We start from the raw sequence: 18,191 nt of genomic DNA on the forward strand, positions 1-18,191 counted from the left end.
AGTCGCCAACGATTTAAAGCAAATGTGGTGGATTGTTTTCTAAGCAATAGGGGCAGTGGCCCGATGGCGGCGCAGTCTATTCCGCCGTTTTATCTTAATCGAGCAGCTGCCAGTCGGGTACAGTAATTGCGGGAGCAATCTTTCTGAGCTGTCCCATCACCTCAGTACGGATGCGCTCCAGGGCCTGTTCATTTTCAGCCTCAAAGCGCAGGGTTAGTGCGCTAGTGGTATTGGAGGCACGTACAAGCCCCCAGCCATCGGGAAACTCTATGCGCAGGCCGTCGATAGTATTGATATCGGCATTGCCAAAATTCCCCTTATCGCGCAGCTGGTCTATCAGTGAAAACTTCTCAGTTTCCTCTACTGGTAGCAGGATCTCAGGGGTGCTGTGCATTTTCGGCAAGGTGTCGAGGAGTTCATCAAGACTTTGTTCGCGTAGTGCCATAATTTCTAGTACCCGCGCAGCAGCGTAGATACCATCGTCGAAACCAAACCAGCGGTCCTTAATAAAGATATGTCCAGAAAGCTCGCCGCCCAAAATGGCTTTGGTCTCCAACATCTTGGCTTTCATGGGCGAGTGTCCGGTCTTCCACATAATGGGGCGGCCCCCATACTGGCTGATTAGCTGGGATAAACTGCGACTGCTCTTAACGTCGAAGACAATATTTTCTCCTGGATTGCGCGCAAGGATATCCCTTGCCAGCAACATAACCAGTTGGTCTGCCCAAGCGATACGGCCGCTGCTTGAAATCAGGGTAACACGATCACCATCACCATCCAGGGCCACGCCCAGATCTGCTCCTGTAGCCAGAACCTTTTCAGTCAAGGCTTCGAGGTTTTCTGGTCTGGAGGGGTCCGGTGCGTGATTGGGGAAGTTGCCATCCACCTCACAATAGATCGGTGTTACAGCACAGCCGAGCTGCTCAAAGAGGCGGGGAGCCAGGTTAGAGGTGGCGCCATTGCCAGCATCGATAACCAAGTGCGGTTGCCCGGCGAGGGCGACATTATTGAAAACTTCATCGATATATTTATCGGTGATTTCTTGCTCCCGATTGGCGCCTTCCCCACTTTTGAATGGGCCTTTTTTCATCAACTGGTAGAGCCCCTGCAGTTTGTCTTCCGCCAGGGCGCGACCTTTCAGTACGATCTTAAAGCCGTTGTATTCCGCAGGGTTGTGGCTTGCGGTAACAATGACCCCACTACTGGTATTTTTTCCTTTCGCACAAGCGTAATAGAGAAGTGGTGATGGAATCAGGCCGAGATTAATAGAGTTGCAGCCACTATCTAGAATTCCCTCAATCAGGCACTGGCTAAGTGTCTCACTGCTATTGCGTCCATCTCGGCCAACTAGTAAGAGATGTTCTCCAGCGTGCTGTGCCAGGGTGCCGAGCGCTCTGCCTAGTTGATAGGCAAAAGGTTCGTTGATTTCCTGCCCGGCGATTCCACGGATATCGTAGGCGCGGAAAACATGCTGGGGATACTCAGAGGTCAGAGGCAGCTCGGGCTTGTCATCGTCACTTTCTGGCAAGTCCTTTGAACTATTTTCTTTTTCTTCGGACTCTGAGTTCTCTGAATCAGAGTCCGAGATACTGGGTGCTGAGGCCAAGCTCTGCGGCAGAAAATCTGTATTGGGAGCCTGTGTAGTTCCTCCATCAGAGGCTTGTGGGTGCGCCTTATTAAGCTCGCTGCCACTAGCATCCTTACTTCTTTCCCATGGGGCTCTCGAATCGCGAGGTAGGAACTTCAGTAGGGCGAATAGGCTCACCAATATTCCAATGCCGGCTCCGATATAAATCCAGGATGTGGGCAGACTGTGCTGTTCGACAAAGGTTTCGGAGGGACTGAAGTGGAGGCTTAAATAGCTGTCCTCAAGTTGCTCTATAGTGTTGTGGCCTTTTCCTGTGCCTGCGCGCCACAGAGTTTGTCGGTGGGCATCGGGAAACTTCTGCATTAACTGAACTTGTCCATGACCACCGCCCAGACTTTTTAAAATGTTTTCCAGCACGGAAAAGGGTTGGGTAGCCAGTAGTTGTTCATTTTCCAGGTTGATAACACTATGAAGTTGCCAGCTATTTTCCACACCTGTACGCAGTACTTCCATCGGTTGCTCAGGTGTTTCCTGACTGCGCTTTAACAGATCGACCAAGGCAAAGTTCAGGGAGGGATTTTGCCCTGAGCCCACTCGAACCTGTTCGGAAGAAAAGGCCTGGAGGGATACCTGCTCAGGTAATTTGGTAGATTCAATCAGTGTTGCTGCAGGGAGCTTCCTTGATCCAAGGGCCTGCAGGCGCTTCGAATAGTCTGCGACGTAAGACTGCACGACTTCAGCTAGTTCGGCAGTTTTTTGCTTGGCGGCTAGCTCAATCTGCGAGTAATTGTGGGGTATTACAAGATACTGGATTAACAGATAGGCACCGCCCAGCCAAGCGACAACTACTAATAATAACGGTAAAAATAACCCTTTCTGCATGGTACCGCCTGGTTTCTTTTTGTTGTTGGAGCCCACAGATATCCCTGATTTGAGCGTAAATTTTGTCACTGAGCCTTGGAGGCGATGAGTTCAATGAGTTGTCGGGCTAGGTCGGTCTTCAATGCGGGAGCCAGTCGGCTCTGACCATCCGCATCTATCACAGTGACAGCGTTGTGATCGCTGTTAAATCCCGAGTCCGGTTGGCTCACATCGTTGGCAATGATCATATCGAGGTTTTTCCGCTGCAGCTTGCTCTGGGCGTGGGCGAGAACCTGTTCTGTCTCTGCGGCGAACCCGATAGTGAACGGCCGCAGCTCAGTACGCGTGGCTATGGCTGCAACAATATCGGGATTTTTGATGAGGGCAATTGCATCATCATCTTGCCCGTCTTTCTTTTTGATTTTCTGCTCAGCGACTTGGGCCGGACGGAAATCAGCAACGGCTGCTGCACTGATAAAGATATCGCAGTGATCGGCGGCACTTTTGGCGGCCTCATACATATCCTGGGCGCTGATAACATCGATACGATTGACCTTTGGCGGCGTATCCAAATTTACGGGGCCGGCAATCAACGTCACTTCGGCACCGGCACTCTGCGCCGCTGCGGCCAGGGCGAAGCCCATTTTTCCAGAGCTGTGGTTGCTGAGGAATCTCACCGGGTCGATGGCTTCCCTGGTAGGGCCGGCAGTGATTACTACTTTGCGGTCCTGCAGTGAGTGGCTTGTGCGAAACAGGGACTCAGTGTGTTCCGCCAGGTTTTCTGGTTCCAACATACGGCCGGGGCCCACGTCGCCACAGGCCTGGCTACCAGCGCCCGGGCCCCAGAATATGACTCCGCGCTCCTTTAGGGTCTGAGCATTGGCTGAGGTAGCTGCGTGGCGCCACATGGCCTGGTTCATGGCTGGTGCCAGGGCCAGGGGGGCTTCGCTGGCCAAACAAAGGGTAGTTAGGAGGTCATCAGCCATACCGGCAGCCAACTTTGCCATTACCTGGGCACTGGCTGGAGCAATCAGGATAAGGTCAGCCCATTTCGCCAGTTCGATATGACCCATGGCGGCTTCTGCCGAGGGATCCAGCAAGTCTGTATGCACCGGATTACCGGATAGCGCCTGAAAGGTCAGTGGCTGCACAAACTCCTGTGCTCCGGCGCTCATTACCACTCGGACATCGGCACCGCGCTCTTTGAGCCGGCGAACCAGGTCGGCACTCTTATAGGCGGCAATTCCACCGCTGATACCTAAAAGTATGCGTTTGTCGGCCAGAGAGGACATAAATGCTGTTTCCGATTTGGTGCGAGCCGGTAAGATTAGCATTTCTGTGTCGTTTCTTATAAGACTGCAGTAGCGCCTCACAAGGGCAGCATGGAAAAGGTGTTCAGTAGATGTGCGATAGATAAGACACTGACTAACTGGGCTACAAATGAAAATAAAGGACTGGCCGGCAGGTGAGAGGCCTCGGGAAAAGCTGTTGGAGAGAGGGGCTGAAGCCCTGTCGGATGCAGAGTTGTTGGCAATTTTTCTGCGCGTGGGGCTACCTGGCCTCTCAGCAGTGGATCTGGCCAGGGGACTACTCAATGACTTTGGTGGCTTGCGCCCCCTATTAGAGGCCGAGCGAGATGACTTTTGCCGCGCGCGAGGGCTCGGCGACGCCAAGTTTGCTCAGTTGCAAGCGGCGCTGGAAATGGCCAAGCGGCACTTGGCGGAGACGATACAGCACGGCAGCGCACTGTGCAGTCCCGGGGCGGTCAGGGATTACCTGGCAATCCAGCTCAGGCACCGGCGCAGGGAAGTGTTCTGCTGCCTCTACCTGGATAATCAACACCGGGTGATCGCTTTTGAGGAGCTGTTCGAGGGGACTCTGAATGCAGCGAATGTCTACCCGCGCGAAGTAGTACAGCAAGCGCTGTTGAAGGGGGCTGCGGCGGTTATTTTGGCGCACAACCACCCTTCTGGTGTCAGTGAGCCCAGCCAGGCAGATATCTGGATTACCGAGCGGTTGACCCAGGCACTAGAGCTGGTGGATATCAAGGTTCTGGACCATTTGATCGTCGGTGAGGGCAAGGCGCTATCCTTTGCAGAGCAGGGATTGATGTAAAGGTGTCGTTCCCGGCGTTGAAATGTTGTACAAAACTTGCTCCCTACGGGCTCTTTTGGTATAAAACGCCGCTCTTTGCGGCCGGGCCAGATTCTGCACAGGTTCCGCCGCCATCCAGGAACCGGATTAGAATCCCGATTTTTATGTTCCCGCACTACCTTTTCCTCTTCAGGATTGGCGCCATGCGGGCACAAGCGTTTTGAAGAGGCCAACAGATGTCCAAGGTATGTCAGGTAACCGGTAAGCGTCCGGTCACCGGAAACAATGTATCCCACGCTAAGAACCGCACCAAGCGTCGCTTCGTGCCGAACCTGCACAGCCACCGTTTCTGGGTTGAATCCGAGAAGCGTTTTGTGAAGCTGCGTGTTTCCGCGAAAGGCATGCGCGTTATCGATAAGAAAGGTATCGACGCTGTCCTGACTGAGCTGCGCGCCCGCGGCGAAAAAGTGTAACGGCTGTAGCCCAGCTAATAGATTGGAGATAGAGCAATGCGTGAGAAGATTCGTCTGAATTCCAGCGCCGGTACTGGCCACTTCTACACCACTACCAAAAACAAGCGCAACATGCCTGAGAAAATGGAGATCAAAAAGTACGATCCCGTTGTACGCAAGCATGTAATGTACAAGGAAGGCAAAATTAAGTAATTGCCTACCGCTACTGTACAGAAAGCCCGGTTTTAACCGGGCTTTTTTGTGCGTATTGGAAATTGAGCAGCCAGTTTACACAGGGTAACTCCAGACGATGCCAGAGCTCCCAGAAGTAGAAACCACTCTCAGAGGCCTGCAACCTCACCTGGAGGGGCATAAAATTCGCTCCGCAAAAGTGCGCCAGCATCAGTTGCGCTGGCCCGTGGAAGCAGACTTTGAGCGCCGTGTCCGCAATGCCCGGATACTGAAACTGGAGCGTCGGGCTAAATACCTACTGGTACATACTGACAAGGGCTGCGCTATTTGGCACCTGGGAATGTCTGGCAGCCTGCGTATGGTCGAGGCTGCACAGGCACCGGAAAAGCATGATCATATCGACTGGCGCCTGGATAGTGGTCTCACACTGCGTTACCGCGACCCGCGCCGCTTTGGTGCCCTACTGTGGACAGTGGCGGACCCACTGGCCCACGACTTACTCAGCCATCTGGGCCCAGAGCCTCTCTCGGAAGAATTTAGTGGTGAGTATCTGTTTGAAACCTCGCGCAAACGTAAGCAATCGGTCAAAACCTTCATCATGGATGGCCGTATCGTTGTGGGGGTGGGTAATATTTACGCCAGTGAATCTCTTTTTCTGGCGGGCATTCGCCCAGATCGACAGGCCGGTTCTATTTCCAAAGCCCGACACCAGCGCTTGGCTGAGTCCATAAAGCAGGTTCTCAGTCAGGCAATCGCCCAAGGTGGGACTACCTTGCGGGACTTTATTGGCGGTGATGGAAAACCTGGCTATTTCGCCCAACAGCTAAATGTTTATGGCCGTGCGGGTGAGTCCTGTCCCTCTTGCGGCCGAGCAGTCAAAGATATGGTTTTGGGCCAGAGAAATACCTTTTTCTGCTCTAGCTGCCAACGTTAAATCGCATCCTTCTGGCAGCTTTAGACAATACTAATATCATCGTATTGTCGATAAGGAGCTGCTTAGTGGTCATGATATTGCCTTTTCTTACGGTCACCCTGTCGATTTGGGCCGTTTGGAATGGTCGTCGCCGCTCTGCAATGGGCTGGTGGTTGTTGACCTTGCTGATCTTCATTACGTGGTGTGGATATCATATGACGCGAGCACTGTCGCTGTCTTTCTAGGGGCCGTGCCCATGATGGTGTTTATGGTCAGAAGGCTGGATAGCTTGGCGCTGTTAGCGGTAAGCATAATCCTATGGATTGCCTTGATCATGGAGTTGGCATCCCACCAACACCCCTGCCCTCTCTGTCTCTTACAACGTGTTGCCTTTGCCATGATTGGCATGGGATTGATGTTGAACCTGCGCTTTAGTATTCGTGCAGGGCATTACGGCGTTGTTATTCTTTCGTGTCTAGCCGGTCTGGCTGCTGCTGTAAGGCAGGTATTGCTGCATATCACCCCTGGCGATCCAGGGTTTGGCAGCCCAGTCTTGGGCTTGCATTTATACACTTGGTCTGCACTGATTTTCTTTGTCTTACTGATCTACTGTGGCGTTGCATTAATGTTTGGCTTTAAGCGACGAAGTTTTGCCACTAGAGAGTTAACTTTGATTGAAAAGTGCATTGCCATCTCTTTCTTCACTGTCGTGTTGGCCAATTTAGTCGCGGTTCTCCTCGAGTGCGGTCTGGGTCCCTGCACCAGTGGGTCATTTGGGTATCACTGGTTGTGGTCTCGAGGTTAGGCACACAAATGTGTCCGAGCTTTCTACACTTTTCCTGATAAGACCCGAGTCCCGGGGAATTACGGAAAACTGTGAGGAGTCCCTATGCGTCTGGCCTGCCTGCTCATTTCACTATTGTTAATTGCTTGTGAACGAGCTGAATCCCCCTTGCCGGCCGCCAGTGTTGAACCCGCCCAGCACGTTTTAAGGAATGCGTATATCTATACCGTCGACCCGGCCCGTAGTATTGCCTCGGCAATGGCAATTCGCGATGGGCGCATAGTCTATTTGGGGAATGAAAATGGAGTGAATAGGTATGTCGGAGTTCACACTCAGGTTAATGATTTGAAAGGAAGGTTAGTACTTCCCGGTTTCATCCAGTCAATTTCAAACAATACCGATTATAGCGGTCTGGATTTGTCTCTGTTTCAATCAGTTGAAGCCTATCAAAATAAGATTCAAGATTACATTCTCAATAATCCTGAGGCCCAAATTGTCGTCGGCCGTGGCTGGAAAATGGAAGTATTTGGTGACGACGAGCCCCATAAAGCAATGCTTGATCAGATTAATGATCTAGTACCAATTATTATGTTCTCAGCGGATCACTCATATGTGTGGACTAATTCTGAAGCTATAGCGGCGGCTGGAATAGATATGAGCACCAATAGTTCGACTGAGAATTTTATTAAAAGAAGTGATGATGGAATTCCTATTGGCCTATTTCAAGGTAGGGGAGCAGTAAGTGTTTTTAGTAGTCTAATTCCTGAAGACAAGGTGAGCAAAGAGTTTCATAATCTCAGTGAGCTAAAGGATGTAGCCCTTTCCATGGGGGTCACGACTTTACATTCATTTCATATTCCTTTTTTTGAAAGTGAAAATAAAGCTGAAAAATTTAAAAAATCAAATTCTTTGGAAAATCGTGATGTTCGTATTAGAGCGTTTTTAACGGTTCCTATGAACATGCCTTCTGATCGATTTATATCCCTTAGGAATTATGCGGATAAAATTTCTTCAGATGATTTTAAAGTGATTGCTATTAGTTTCGTAATTCCAGACTCTATTTCAAATTATAATTATCTAATTCAAGACGAGCTGGGAGAAAGTGTAAAAGATACTTCTGCATGGCTTGTCGATCTTTTTCATCAGGCAAATTTATATAAGTTTCAGGTGCATTTTAGCCTTCCTGAAGGGAGTTATGAAAGTGGCATATTAAGGGGCCAAGTTGAAAAGTTAATTAATGCGGAGTATCAGGGGGTCCGTAATATCGTATCAAATATTCCAGAATTCTTACTGGTTGATTTGTTGGAGAAAAATAATGCGGCAGCAATTGTTTATGAGGGTAAGTTGCCAACCTTTAATGTCGATAAATTAACAGAAGGCACAGGTTCTTATATGGGGGGTAAAATTTTATTTTTTGCAGGTGATGGGAAGCTAGAAGGGCAGATGAATAGCCTAAATGTGATACGAGATCCGATTTCCATTATACACACAGGAGCTAAGCATAAGGTTCCAGTTGACCTTATGATAAGGTTGCTCACAATTAGGGGGGCTTATGCTATTCATCTGGAGAATGAAGTAGGAAGCTTAGAGGTGGGAAAGTGGGCTGATTTTATCGTTCTGGATGGAAATTTATTGAAAATAAAATCAGCTGAAATTGATAAAGTTAGAGTGTTAAATACCTACTATAAAGGTAGGCAGGTATACTAAAAAATCCATTAATAAATTGGTGGTTGCACTTTAGAGTAAAATATGAAGCTTATGTGAATGTCCTATATTCTGCTTTATAGCTTAACTCTTCAATGAATTTATATAGATTCTTGGGCTCTTGTATTTCGGCCAGACCAAGCTTGAATATTTTTTCACTTACCCTGACAGCAGTGTGCAATGACACTTTAAGTATGTCCGCTTGTGGTGGAAATAAGCAGCCTTGATCAAGAAGTTCGTTTGCGACCTGTTCTGCAACACCAATAGCCGCCTCTATAAATAGCTCATCTGGGATTCTTTTTGCTTTGGTCGCATAGATTGCAAGAGCAACTGCAGGGAAGATGTAGAAATTATTTGCCTGTCCAGGTAAATAATTTTTCCCATTAAAGTTGTAATTTGGAAACTGAACTCCAGCAGCGTAAATAGCTGTGCCTTGAGACCACTGATAAGCTTGCTCCGCTGTACATTCAGCGTGCTCGGTTGGATTGGATAAGGCAAAAATTATTGGTTTTTGATTAAGTTTTGCCATAGTCTCTACTACTTGCCGCGTAAATAGCTGCCCAACAGTACTGACGCCGATAAGAGTAGTTGGCTTATGTGTATTTACAGCGGTAAACAGGTCATTGGTAGGGGGTAAATCATGCGCATAGGGTTGCTGAAAATCATATAAATCTGTCCGACCTTTAACCAATAGGCCATTTTGGTCAAACATAATAATTCTAGCTCGGGCATCTTTTTCATTTAGCCCATCCTCGATCATTTTACTGACGAGTAAGTCAGCTATACCTATGCCTGCCGACCCTGCTCCGGCAAAAAATATTCGCTCATTTTTTAGCGTACTACCTTTGATTTTCAGTGCATTGAGCATGCCTGCGAGAACTATTCCGGCGGTTCCCTGAATATCATCGTTATAACAGCAAGCTTTGTCCCGGTAGCGTTTCAGCAGGTGTACAGCATCACTGCCAGTCCAGTCCTCGAAGTGCAAACAACAGTTGGGATATTGCTCCTGAACAGCAGCAACAAACTCATCGACAAAGGGATATAGGACTTCACTGGTGGGACGTTTTTCTCGTAAGCCGATATATAAGGGGTCACTGAGAATAGCCTCGTTATTCGTCCCCGCATCTAAAAAGAGCGGCAGTAAATGTTCTGGTGGTATAGCTGCCGCCACGGTATATAGCTGTAATTTTCCAATGGGAATGGCCATGCCATTGGCTCCGATATCGCCCAGTCCTAGAATTCGTCCACCGTTAGTTACGCAGATAAAACGGATTTCCTGATCCGGCCAATGGTGCAGGTATTCGGCGACTTTGCCCCGGTGGTTAGTGCAAAGGTAAACGCCCCTAACCCGGCGTATGATATGGCTAAATTTAACGCAAGCTTCACCGATGGTAGGGTCATAAATAATAGGTAAAAAGCGCTCTGGGTCGGACATAACCACGCGGTAGAAAAGCGTTTCATTGGTGTCCAATAGCCCAGTGAGGTAAACAAAGCGATCAATGTCTGAATGCTTGTGACTCAACTGCATCATTACCCGTTCTACTTGGGTTTCTATGGTTTCAACCGCATCTGGAATTAAGCCTGTGAGACCAAATTTTTGTCGTTCTGCTGCAGTAAAGGCTGTGCCTTTGTTGGTTATCGGGTTGTGTAGGAGTCTGAGTCCCCCCAACTCGGTTTTTGGTTTTTTCACTTGCCAAGCTCTCTTACTCGATTAAGCAAAAAGAAGTATGGACTAAGGTGGACTCGGTTAATGGCAGGGTTGGCGGGGGATCAATGGTTTTTGCTTGGGAGCGTGAGTGGGCAGGCTAATCACCACGAGGGTGGGCCATTTAGCGGCCCACTGCGCTGCCCTCGCGGCGGGGGTCGGCTCCACCGTACAGCTTGTTATTTTGCAAAGCGATGGCATGGATACCACTGTTGAGGCCCCTTTCGACAACCTCGTGTCCACGGGCTTCGAGTTTCTCGATAGTATCGGGGCTGAAAAAGCCGGGCTCCAATTCGACTCTCTTACCAATAGCGCCGATATTTCCCGCAGAAATCGCTTCGGCAATCGGCATATTCAAGCCCAGATGGTAGAGAATGGTGCGCGCGGTGTAGTCAATAATTCGTGAGCCGCCGGGGGAACCCACCAGAAGGCGCATGCTGCCATCTTTGTTGAAAACGATGGTGGGGGACATGGAAGAGCGTGGTCTCTTGCGCGCTTGAATGCGGTTGGCCACCCGCTCCCCACTACTGTTTTTTGGAGTGAAGGAAAAATCGGTGAGCTGGTTGTTGAGCAGGAAGCCCTTTACCATCAGGCGCGACCCGAAGCCGGTTTCAATACTGGTCGTCATACTGACGCCATTACCGTAGCGGTCGACAATCACTAAATGACTGGTGTTGGGCAGCTCTGGCGATTGGGCCATCACCCGCTTCACCCCGAGTTCGGCTGGGGTACCCGGAGTCGCAGCTGTGGCGGAGTCCGGGTCGATTAACTGCGCGCGGCGAGCCAAATAATCCCTGGACACCAGCGATTTACTGGGTACTTGGACAAAGTCGGAATCACCGGAGTAGGTGTTGCGATCGGCAAATGCCAGTTCCGAAGCTTCGATAAATAAGTGGGTGAGCAGATCACTGCCAGGCTCGAAGCGCTCCAGTGGGAACTGTTGCAGCATGCCCAGAATACCGCCTACCGTGGTACCTCCGGACGATGGGGCATCGGCACCACACACACGATATTCGAGAAACTCCGAACACAGGGGCTGGCGCTCCTTGGCCCGGTAGCTAACCATATCTTCGAGACTCAGGAGCCCTGGGTTGGCACTGTCATAGCGCACAGCTTTTACGATAGCCTTGGCAATGTCGCCGTGATAAAAGGCATCCGCACCGCCCTGGGCAATTGCCTCCAGGGTTTCCGCGTAAGCTGGGTTCTTCAAGTTGTGACCCACGGGCAGAGGTTTGCCATCACTGTTGAAGAAGTAGCTGGCAATTGCCGGTCGAGCAGCCACCTTCGGCATGCGCAGTAACAGCTGGTGAAGGCGCGGTGAGATCTGAAAGCCGGATTTGGCCAGGTGTATGGCCGGCTGAAATAACTGCTCCCAGGGTAACTTGCCATCGCGCTCGTGAGCCATTTCCAGCATTCGCACAACACCGGGAACGCCGACCGAGTAGCCGCCGATTACAGACTCAAAAAATGAACGCGGCTTGTTGTCGCGGATAAAGTAATTTTCGTCTACCTGAGAGGGGGCTGTCTCGCGCCCGTCGTAGTACTTGAGCTTCTTTGCCGCAGCGTCATAGCTGAGCATAAATGCTCCGCCACCAATCCCGGAGGATTGTGGTTCTACCAATCCCAATACCATCTGAGCGGCAATGGCGGCATCCACAGCGCTGCCGCCCAGGGCGAGAATCTGCTCGGCAGCCCGGCTGGCATGGGGGTTGGCAGTGACTGCCATATAGAAGTTGGCCGTTGAGGACTTAACGGCTGTGCGACCGGTATCAAACTCCGGTTGTGGTTCATCGGCAAAAGCGAAAGCGGGACTCAGAACCAGTGCAAAGGCGGCGAGAAGGTTGCGCACGTAACACTCCGCAGATTGTGGATAAATCCGCTCGAGTGTATCAGAAATAGCCAGATTCCGGCTTAACGAAATTTCTCTTCCAGCGCGCTTTGTACAGCAGCCGGAACAAACTTGGTGACATCGCCGCCCAGGGAGGCAATTTCACGCACTAAAGAGGATGAAATGTAGGACAAATGTTCTGCCGGTGTCAGGAACAGGCTTTCCATATTGGGCGCTAACTGGCGGTTCATATTGGCCAATTGGAACTCGTATTCAAAGTCGGACACCGCGCGCAGACCGCGCAGTACGCCATAAGCATCTACCTGGCGCACCAGGTCGGCGAGCAGGATATCGAATCCAATGACTTCGACATTGGGCAGGTGGCCGAGAACTTTTTGTGAAAGTTCTACCCGCTCCTCTAAGGTGAACAGGGGGTTTTTGCGGTTGCTGGCAGCCACAGCCACGATAACGTGGTCAAACAAGCGGCATGCGCGCTCCACCAAGTCCAAGTGACCATTGGTGATGGGATCGAAGGTTCCGGGATAGACGACTTTTTTCATACGCCAGGGCTTAAATGCGGGCCGAATGGGATGCGAATGGTAAACAATTTACGGCTAAGGTCAAAACCGAATCTTTTTATTCTTCCCTAAACCGATGGGCCGGCGCGGCGAAACAAGCGCATACACACCTGTCCTGCACGTTTTTCTTTTTCCTGTTCCCAGCCAGGTACGGATGCAACCACTGTGTCTCGCGGTGTTTCCACATAGATTAATGCATCCTGCGAAAGATGGCCGGACAGGGCGCCTAGAGTTGCCTGCCAAAGATTGTCAGCAAAAGGGGGATCGATAAATACGAGGTCGTATTTACTTCCATTACTTCCGAGGAACTCTTCTGCACTACAGTTATGGACTTTGGCTTCCCGGGCGTTTAACTGTTTTAACTGTTCCGCCAGGGTTCGCGCAGCGCGAGTATTCAGCTCGACAAAATCTACCGAACCGGCGCCTCGGGATAGCGCCTCCAGACCCAGGGCTCCTGAACCGGCAAAGAGGTCCAGGCAGCGGGCGTCGGGCAGGTAGAACTGCAGCCAGTTAAACAGAACCTCCCGCAGTCGGTCGCCGGTAGGTCTCAAGCCCTCCACTGGGGCAAACTGTAATTTTCGCCCGCGCCACTGTCCGCCAATGATGCGTAACTGTGAAAGGTTTTGCGGGCTTTGCTTTCGGGATGAACTTCTGGCCAAGGTAACTCTCTACTGGGGGCTTAGCGATGCTAAGATTAGCGTCTTTCTGCAAGCGGTACATCCGGACATACGAATGATTTTTGACTTCCTGCGCAAAAAGAAGAAGCGCAAGCCCGAACAAAGTGAGCCCCAGCAATCCCAGGCGGAGGTCACTGCTGCGTCTGAAGAGGAATCATCGGCGCAGAGCCCAGAGCCTTCAGCGCTAGAGAAAGAGCCTTCAGCTCTAGATAAAGAGCCCTCGGCGCTGGACAAAATGCCCTCAGACATAGAGGAAAAGTCGTCTGCCCAGGGAGAAACCTCCGCTCTGGAGGAGGCAAAGGCCCCTATCGATGAACCCACTGCCCCAGCTTCTGTCCCCCAAGAGGAAAGTGCCGGCTGGGCGCAGCATGCTGATGCGGCGGGCGAGCCGGAGGCCGTTGTCGAAGCCCCCCAGGTGGCTGTAGCAGCAGAGCCTGTAAAAGAGGAAGCCGAAAAGCCAGCCCCGATTCAGCCCGAGCCAGCTCCAAAACCCAGAGCCAAAGAGCAGCCGAAACCGGAAGCCAAAAAGAAAGAGGGTTTCTTTGCGCGTATTCGTCGCGGCCTCAGCCGCACCAGCAACCAGTTTGTCGAGGGGATGGGAAACCTGTTCCTCGGGGCCAAGGAAATCGATGAAGATCTGCTGGAAGAACTTGAAACACAGCTGTTAATGGCAGATGTAGGAGTTGAGGCTACCAGCGAGATCGTCGAGCGCCTGACCGAACGGGTATCCCGTCGGGAATTGGCCGATGGCGATGCACTTTACAAGGCACTGCAGCAGGAGCTGGCTGACTTACTCGATAGTGTTGATGCTCCCCTGGAAATCGATATCAGCAAGAAGCCTTACGTCATTCTGGTAGTGGGCGTAAACGGTGTGGGTAAAACCACAACAATCGGCAAGCTGGCCCACCGCTTTCTCGGTGAAGGCAAGTCGGTGATGTTGGCTGCCGGTGATACATTCCGTGCCGCAGCAGTTGAGCAGCTGCAGGTTTGGGGGCAGCGCCACGATGTACCGGTTGTAGCGCAGCATACCGGTGCTGACAGTGCGTCAGTTATTTTCGATGCGGTTCAGTCTGCCCAGGCGCGCGGCGTCGATGTGGTAATTGCCGATACCGCCGGGCGCCTGCACACCAAATCCAACTTGATGGAGGAGTTGTCCAAGGTGCGCCGGGTGATGGGCAAATTGGACCCCAGTGCGCCCCACGAGGTGCTGTTGGTACTGGATGCTGGCACTGGCCAAAATGCGATTAACCAGGCCTCTCAGTTCCGTGAGGCGGCCGGCGTTACTGGCTTGGTGCTGACCAAATTGGATGGTACTGCCAAAGGCGGCGTTATCTTTGCCCTGGCTCGTCGTTTCGGTATCCCGGTGCGTTTTATCGGTGTGGGTGAGCAGGCGGAAGATCTACAGCCATTCCGCGCTCGTGAGTTCGTATCCGCCCTGTTTGGCCGCGATAAGGCCTGATAATTCGCCTAGGAAATAACAAGAACAACAGAAGCCGTGATCACTTTCGATAATGTGAACAAGCGTTACGTATCGGGGCAGGATGCCCTGGTGCGAGTCAGCCTGGAAATCCCCCGTGGCGATATGGTATTTCTCACCGGTCACTCCGGTGCGGGTAAAAGTACTTTACTGAGACTCCTGACCGCGATTGAGCGCCCTACTAAGGGCAGTATTCTTGTCGCCGGACAGAATCTCAACCGCCTGCGCAATGGCCAGATCCCCTACTACCGCCGCAATCTGGGTATTGTCTTCCAGAATCACCAGCTGCTATTTGACCGCAGCGTTTTTGACAATATTGCCCTGCCCTTGTCTGTTGCTGGTTGCAATAAGCGCGAGGTGGGGCGTCGGGTTCGCGCAGCCCTGGATAAGGTCGGCTTGCTGCACAAGGAAAAGCAAAATCCCATTATGTTGTCTGGTGGTGAGCAGCAGCGGGTTGGGATTGCCCGCGCAGTCGTTAACAAGCCCGCGATATTGGTTGCCGATGAGCCCACCGGCAACCTGGACCCAACACTCTCGCAGGAAATCATGCAGTTATTCGCCGACTTTAACGCAGTGGGAGTTACGGTGCTGGTGGCGAGCCACGACTTGGAACTGATTGCACGGATGCGCCGACGGGTATTGACCCTACAGGCTGGCCAACTGATATACGACGGAGTTCCGAGCCGTGAAGTACACCCAAGCTAAAGCGCAACGGCAGGCCAACCCTGCCGCAGACAAACGTGTGCGCAGCACCGGCGCTGTTGTTGCACAAACAGGGTTGGGCGATCGATGGAATAGCTGGTTGGGGCATCACCGTGAGATGGCCGCCGACTCTGTCAGTCGATTTTTTAGCGCACCGATGGCCAGTGCAATGACGGCGTTGGTGATTGCTATTGCCCTGGCCCTGCCGGCGGCATTGCAATTGGGCCTGTTGAATTTCCAGCGCGCGGTGGCTGGTTGGGATGGGCAGCCACAAATTTCTGTTTTTCTGCACAAAGATGCGAGACAGGCTGCGGTTAATTCCCTGGCCGACAAATTGCGCAGTGACCCCGCTATCGCGGAGGTAACTTATGTCTCCCCGGAAGATGCCCTGGCAGAGTTTGAACAGGCCTCGGGGCTTGGGGATGTATTGGTTGGCCTGGATGCCAACCCCCTGCCGGCAGTGCTGTTGCTGCGGCCAAGGGATGCGAAGGACGGCGATAAACTACAGGCTTTGGTGGAGAATCTGAGAGCCCAGGCACTGACGGATTCAGTGGTCTTGGATCTTGCCTGGGTCCAGCGCCTCGCCCAGATCACCGAACTGGGACAGCGTCTCTCCGCAGGTCTAGCCCTGTTATTGGCGCTGGGAGTGGTATTGGTGGTGATCAATACCATACGACTGCATATCGAAAGTCGTCGGGAGGAGATCCTGGTAGTAAAGCTCGTTGGCGGCACTAATGCGTTTGTGCGACGGCCGTTCCTTTACAGTGGCATTTGTTATGGGCTATTTGGCGGGTTGTTGGCGTGGCTGTTGCTTACAGGTGGTGTGGCTATGTTGTCTGGGCCAGTTGAGAGTCTGTCATCAAGTTATGGCAGCAGCTTCGAACTGAGAGGGCCGGGCGCCAGTTACTTCTTTCAATTAACTTTGGGGGCCTCCTCGCTGGGCCTATTAGGGGCTTGGCTTGCGGTAGCGCGACACACTCGCAAGATAGAACCCCGCTGACCGGTGAGTCTGATCAAGAAGGGTAAAGTGTTCTGGCAAAGGGAACCTGAGGCGTAAAAAGCCCCTCTAATTCCGCGAAATACAACAGAATACGGTAGTTGTTGGCGGGCTTTCTTATCTGCCCGTGCAAGTGCTACACTGAGTCCAGCTTGTCGCCGGATACAGTATCCGCCGGCAGCGGCCGGTAATATCGGCCGACTAATAATGACAGGAGAGACCTGAATGGGAACCAGCCTACAGCCAGTGCATACGCTGTCTCCGGGCGCCAACCTGGGAGCTTATATCCAGACCGTCAGTGGTTTTGACGTACTGACCGCTGAACAGGAAAAGCACCTGGCAGAAGACCTCTATTACCGCGAAAATCTCGATGCTGCACGCCAGCTGGTCATGTCACACCTGCGCTTTGTAGTGCATATCGCCAAATCTTATTCCGGCTACGGGCTCAATGAAGCCGACCTGATTCAGGAAGGTAATGTCGGTTTGATGAAGGCCGTCAAACGCTTCAATCCCGAAAAGGGAGTGCGCCTGGTATCCTTTGCGGTACATTGGATTAAAGCTGAAATCCACGAATTTATTCTGCGCAACTGGCGTATTGTTAAAATTGCCACCACCAAGGCGCAGCGCAAATTATTCTTCAACCTGCGCGGTCAGAAGAAAAAACTCGCCTGGTTGACCAATGCAGAAGCTAAGGCCGTCGCCAAAGACCTGAATGTGGATGTCACCCAGGTCCATGAAATGGAAGGCCGCCTGGCTGCACACGATGCGGCTTTTGATGCGGGTGTCGATGACGATGACGATACCGCCTGGCAGGCTCCGGCTCACTATCTGGAAGACCGCAGTTTTGATCCGGCCGCCCAGCTTGAGCGGGATAACTGGCAGGAAACCAACTTGACCAGCCTCGCCAGTGCCATGGCACAACTGGATGATCGCAGCCGCGATATTATTCAGGCCCGCTGGCTCAGTGAGGAGAAATCCACATTGCATGAGTTGGCTGATAAGTATGGTGTTTCCGCTGAGCGAATTCGCCAGCTGGAAAAAAATGCCATGAAGAAAGTGCGTGCTGCTATGGAAGCCTAAATCGGCGTTCTGGTACACGGGTAGAAAACCGCGCAGTAGCGCGGTTTTTTTTGTCCCGCCTGTTACAGGCATACCTGTCACCACTAGGTAAAACAAAAAGGGAAGGTAATGGCCAAACTCTATCTGCTGCTGTGCGCACTCTTTGGCGCCAGTGGTGTGGCTCTGGGGGCGTTTGGGGCTCACGGCCTGCGCGGTAAAGTGGCAGAGAACCTGCTAGAGGCCTATAAAACCGGAGTCCAGTACCAGATGATCCACGCCCTGGCGCTGTTTGGTGTGGTACTACTCATGCAAAACTGGGGAAACCGTTTATCGCTGACCCTGAGCGGTGCTCTTTTTACTTTCGGTATTATCTTCTTCTCCGGCAGTCTCTATGCCCTGGTACTGGGAGGCCCCCGATGGTTAGGTCCAATCACCCCTCTCGGTGGGCTGATGATGATTGCCGGTTGGGTAGTCCTGTTTTTTGCCGCATTTAATTTCTCTAAGTAGCCAGCTTTTCAGGGCTTACACTCAGATACCGAGCCCGAATAAAACATCAAGATATAAACCGTTTCGCATAAGA

At 51.8% G+C, this 18,191-nt stretch carries 18 protein-coding genes; 12 read left to right on the forward strand and 6 right to left on the reverse strand.

Annotated features, from left to right (window positions below; all coding sequences use genetic code 11):
* Nucleotides 1-94: 94 nt before the first annotated feature.
* Nucleotides 95-2,470, reverse strand: a complete 2,376-nt coding sequence (locus tag ACJJIS_RS22275; RefSeq protein WP_475709115.1) for a phosphomannomutase/phosphoglucomutase — start codon at nt 2,468-2,470, stop codon at nt 95-97.
* 65 nt (nt 2,471-2,535) lie between these two features.
* On the reverse strand, nt 2,536-3,741 hold the full coding sequence (gene coaBC / locus ACJJIS_RS22280) for a bifunctional phosphopantothenoylcysteine decarboxylase/phosphopantothenate--cysteine ligase CoaBC (RefSeq protein ID WP_475710376.1): 1,206 nt from the start codon (nt 3,739-3,741) through the stop codon (nt 2,536-2,538).
* 148 nt (nt 3,742-3,889) lie between these two features.
* Between coaBC and radC the strand changes: the two genes are divergently transcribed.
* From radC to ACJJIS_RS22315, 7 genes are all read left to right on the forward strand, one after another.
* On the forward strand, nt 3,890-4,564 hold the full coding sequence (gene radC / locus ACJJIS_RS22285; protein ID WP_444892377.1) for a RadC family protein: 675 nt from the start codon (nt 3,890-3,892) through the stop codon (nt 4,562-4,564).
* A gap of 215 nt (nt 4,565-4,779) precedes the next feature.
* Nucleotides 4,780-5,016: a 50S ribosomal protein L28 gene (gene rpmB / locus ACJJIS_RS22290; RefSeq protein ID WP_020413982.1), complete on the forward strand. Its 237-nt coding sequence runs from the start codon at nt 4,780-4,782 to the stop codon at nt 5,014-5,016.
* 36 nt (nt 5,017-5,052) lie between these two features.
* Nucleotides 5,053-5,208, forward strand: a complete 156-nt coding sequence (rpmG, locus tag ACJJIS_RS22295) for a 50S ribosomal protein L33 (protein WP_020413983.1) — start codon at nt 5,053-5,055, stop codon at nt 5,206-5,208.
* A gap of 97 nt (nt 5,209-5,305) precedes the next feature.
* Nucleotides 5,306-6,121 carry a bifunctional DNA-formamidopyrimidine glycosylase/DNA-(apurinic or apyrimidinic site) lyase gene (gene mutM, locus ACJJIS_RS22300; protein ID WP_444934497.1) on the forward strand — a complete coding sequence of 272 codons (816 nt, stop codon included), beginning with the start codon at nt 5,306-5,308 and terminating at the stop codon, nt 6,119-6,121.
* A 71-nt stretch (nt 6,122-6,192) separates the two neighbouring features.
* On the forward strand, nt 6,193-6,345 hold the full coding sequence (locus ACJJIS_RS22305) for a DUF5993 family protein (protein ID WP_475710377.1): 153 nt from the start codon (nt 6,193-6,195) through the stop codon (nt 6,343-6,345).
* 11 nt (nt 6,346-6,356) lie between these two features.
* Nucleotides 6,357-6,905: a disulfide bond formation protein B gene (locus tag ACJJIS_RS22310; protein ID WP_475709116.1), complete on the forward strand. Its 549-nt coding sequence runs from the start codon at nt 6,357-6,359 to the stop codon at nt 6,903-6,905.
* A gap of 84 nt (nt 6,906-6,989) precedes the next feature.
* Entirely contained in the window at nt 6,990-8,591 is a 1,602-nt protein-coding gene (locus tag ACJJIS_RS22315) for an amidohydrolase family protein (protein ID WP_444906854.1), read from the forward strand.
* Between the two features lie 49 nt (nt 8,592-8,640).
* Here ACJJIS_RS22315 and ACJJIS_RS22320 read toward each other — a convergent pair whose 3' ends face one another.
* The 4 genes from ACJJIS_RS22320 to rsmD form a co-directional block, all read right to left on the reverse strand.
* Nucleotides 8,641-10,278: an NAD-dependent malic enzyme gene (locus ACJJIS_RS22320; protein ID WP_444906855.1), complete on the reverse strand. Its 1,638-nt coding sequence runs from the start codon at nt 10,276-10,278 to the stop codon at nt 8,641-8,643.
* 139 nt (nt 10,279-10,417) lie between these two features.
* On the reverse strand, nt 10,418-12,142 hold the full coding sequence (gene ggt / locus ACJJIS_RS22325; protein ID WP_475709117.1) for a gamma-glutamyltransferase: 1,725 nt from the start codon (nt 12,140-12,142) through the stop codon (nt 10,418-10,420).
* A 62-nt stretch (nt 12,143-12,204) separates the two neighbouring features.
* Nucleotides 12,205-12,681: a pantetheine-phosphate adenylyltransferase gene (coaD, locus tag ACJJIS_RS22330; RefSeq protein WP_282930647.1), complete on the reverse strand. Its 477-nt coding sequence runs from the start codon at nt 12,679-12,681 to the stop codon at nt 12,205-12,207.
* Between the two features lie 86 nt (nt 12,682-12,767).
* Nucleotides 12,768-13,358: a 16S rRNA (guanine(966)-N(2))-methyltransferase RsmD gene (gene rsmD / locus ACJJIS_RS22335; RefSeq protein WP_444895667.1), complete on the reverse strand. Its 591-nt coding sequence runs from the start codon at nt 13,356-13,358 to the stop codon at nt 12,768-12,770.
* Nucleotides 13,359-13,791: 433 nt separating this feature from the next.
* On the opposite strand from rsmD, the gene ftsY reads away from it, so the two are divergent.
* The 5 genes from ftsY (at nt 13,792) to ACJJIS_RS22360 (ending at nt 18,118) form a co-directional block, all read left to right on the forward strand.
* Nucleotides 13,792-14,835: a signal recognition particle-docking protein FtsY gene (ftsY, locus tag ACJJIS_RS22340; protein ID WP_444898273.1), complete on the forward strand. Its 1,044-nt coding sequence runs from the start codon at nt 13,792-13,794 to the stop codon at nt 14,833-14,835.
* Nucleotides 14,836-14,871: 36 nt separating this feature from the next.
* Entirely contained in the window at nt 14,872-15,558 is a 687-nt protein-coding gene (ftsE, locus tag ACJJIS_RS22345; RefSeq protein WP_444895668.1) for a cell division ATP-binding protein FtsE, read from the forward strand.
* Nucleotides 15,539-16,555, forward strand: coding sequence for a permease-like cell division protein FtsX (gene ftsX / locus ACJJIS_RS22350; protein WP_444915170.1), 1,017 nt, complete (start codon nt 15,539-15,541; stop codon nt 16,553-16,555). Before ftsE ends, ftsX begins: the two co-directional genes overlap by 20 nt.
* A gap of 222 nt (nt 16,556-16,777) precedes the next feature.
* Nucleotides 16,778-17,632, forward strand: coding sequence for an RNA polymerase sigma factor RpoH (gene rpoH / locus ACJJIS_RS22355; RefSeq protein WP_282930650.1), 855 nt, complete (start codon nt 16,778-16,780; stop codon nt 17,630-17,632).
* 108 nt (nt 17,633-17,740) lie between these two features.
* Nucleotides 17,741-18,118, forward strand: a complete 378-nt coding sequence (locus ACJJIS_RS22360) for a DUF423 domain-containing protein (protein ID WP_444911805.1) — start codon at nt 17,741-17,743, stop codon at nt 18,116-18,118.
* Nucleotides 18,119-18,191 lie beyond the last annotated feature (73 nt).

The sequence above is a fragment of the Microbulbifer maximicatervae (SeqCode) genome (genome assembly GCF_056231245.1).

Coding starts and splice junctions, on each gene's coding strand:
- rpoH (WP_282930650.1), top strand. CDS start 16,778: ATGGGAACCAGCCTACAGCCAGTGCATACGCTGTCTCCGGGCGCCAAC.
- ACJJIS_RS22315 (WP_444906854.1), top strand. CDS start 6,990: ATGCGTCTGGCCTGCCTGCTCATTTCACTATTGTTAATTGCTTGTGAA.
- ACJJIS_RS22360 (WP_444911805.1), top strand. CDS start 17,741: ATGGCCAAACTCTATCTGCTGCTGTGCGCACTCTTTGGCGCCAGTGGT.
- rpmG (WP_020413983.1), top strand. CDS start 5,053: ATGCGTGAGAAGATTCGTCTGAATTCCAGCGCCGGTACTGGCCACTTC.
- ACJJIS_RS22275 (WP_475709115.1), bottom strand. CDS start 2,470: ATGCAGAAAGGGTTATTTTTACCGTTATTATTAGTAGTTGTCGCTTGG.
- radC (WP_444892377.1), top strand. CDS start 3,890: ATGAAAATAAAGGACTGGCCGGCAGGTGAGAGGCCTCGGGAAAAGCTG.
- ACJJIS_RS22310 (WP_475709116.1), top strand. CDS start 6,357: ATGATGGTGTTTATGGTCAGAAGGCTGGATAGCTTGGCGCTGTTAGCG.
- rpmB (WP_020413982.1), top strand. CDS start 4,780: ATGTCCAAGGTATGTCAGGTAACCGGTAAGCGTCCGGTCACCGGAAAC.
- coaBC (WP_475710376.1), bottom strand. CDS start 3,741: ATGTCCTCTCTGGCCGACAAACGCATACTTTTAGGTATCAGCGGTGGA.
- coaD (WP_282930647.1), bottom strand. CDS start 12,681: ATGAAAAAAGTCGTCTATCCCGGAACCTTCGATCCCATCACCAATGGT.
- ACJJIS_RS22305 (WP_475710377.1), top strand. CDS start 6,193: ATGATATTGCCTTTTCTTACGGTCACCCTGTCGATTTGGGCCGTTTGG.
- mutM (WP_444934497.1), top strand. CDS start 5,306: ATGCCAGAGCTCCCAGAAGTAGAAACCACTCTCAGAGGCCTGCAACCT.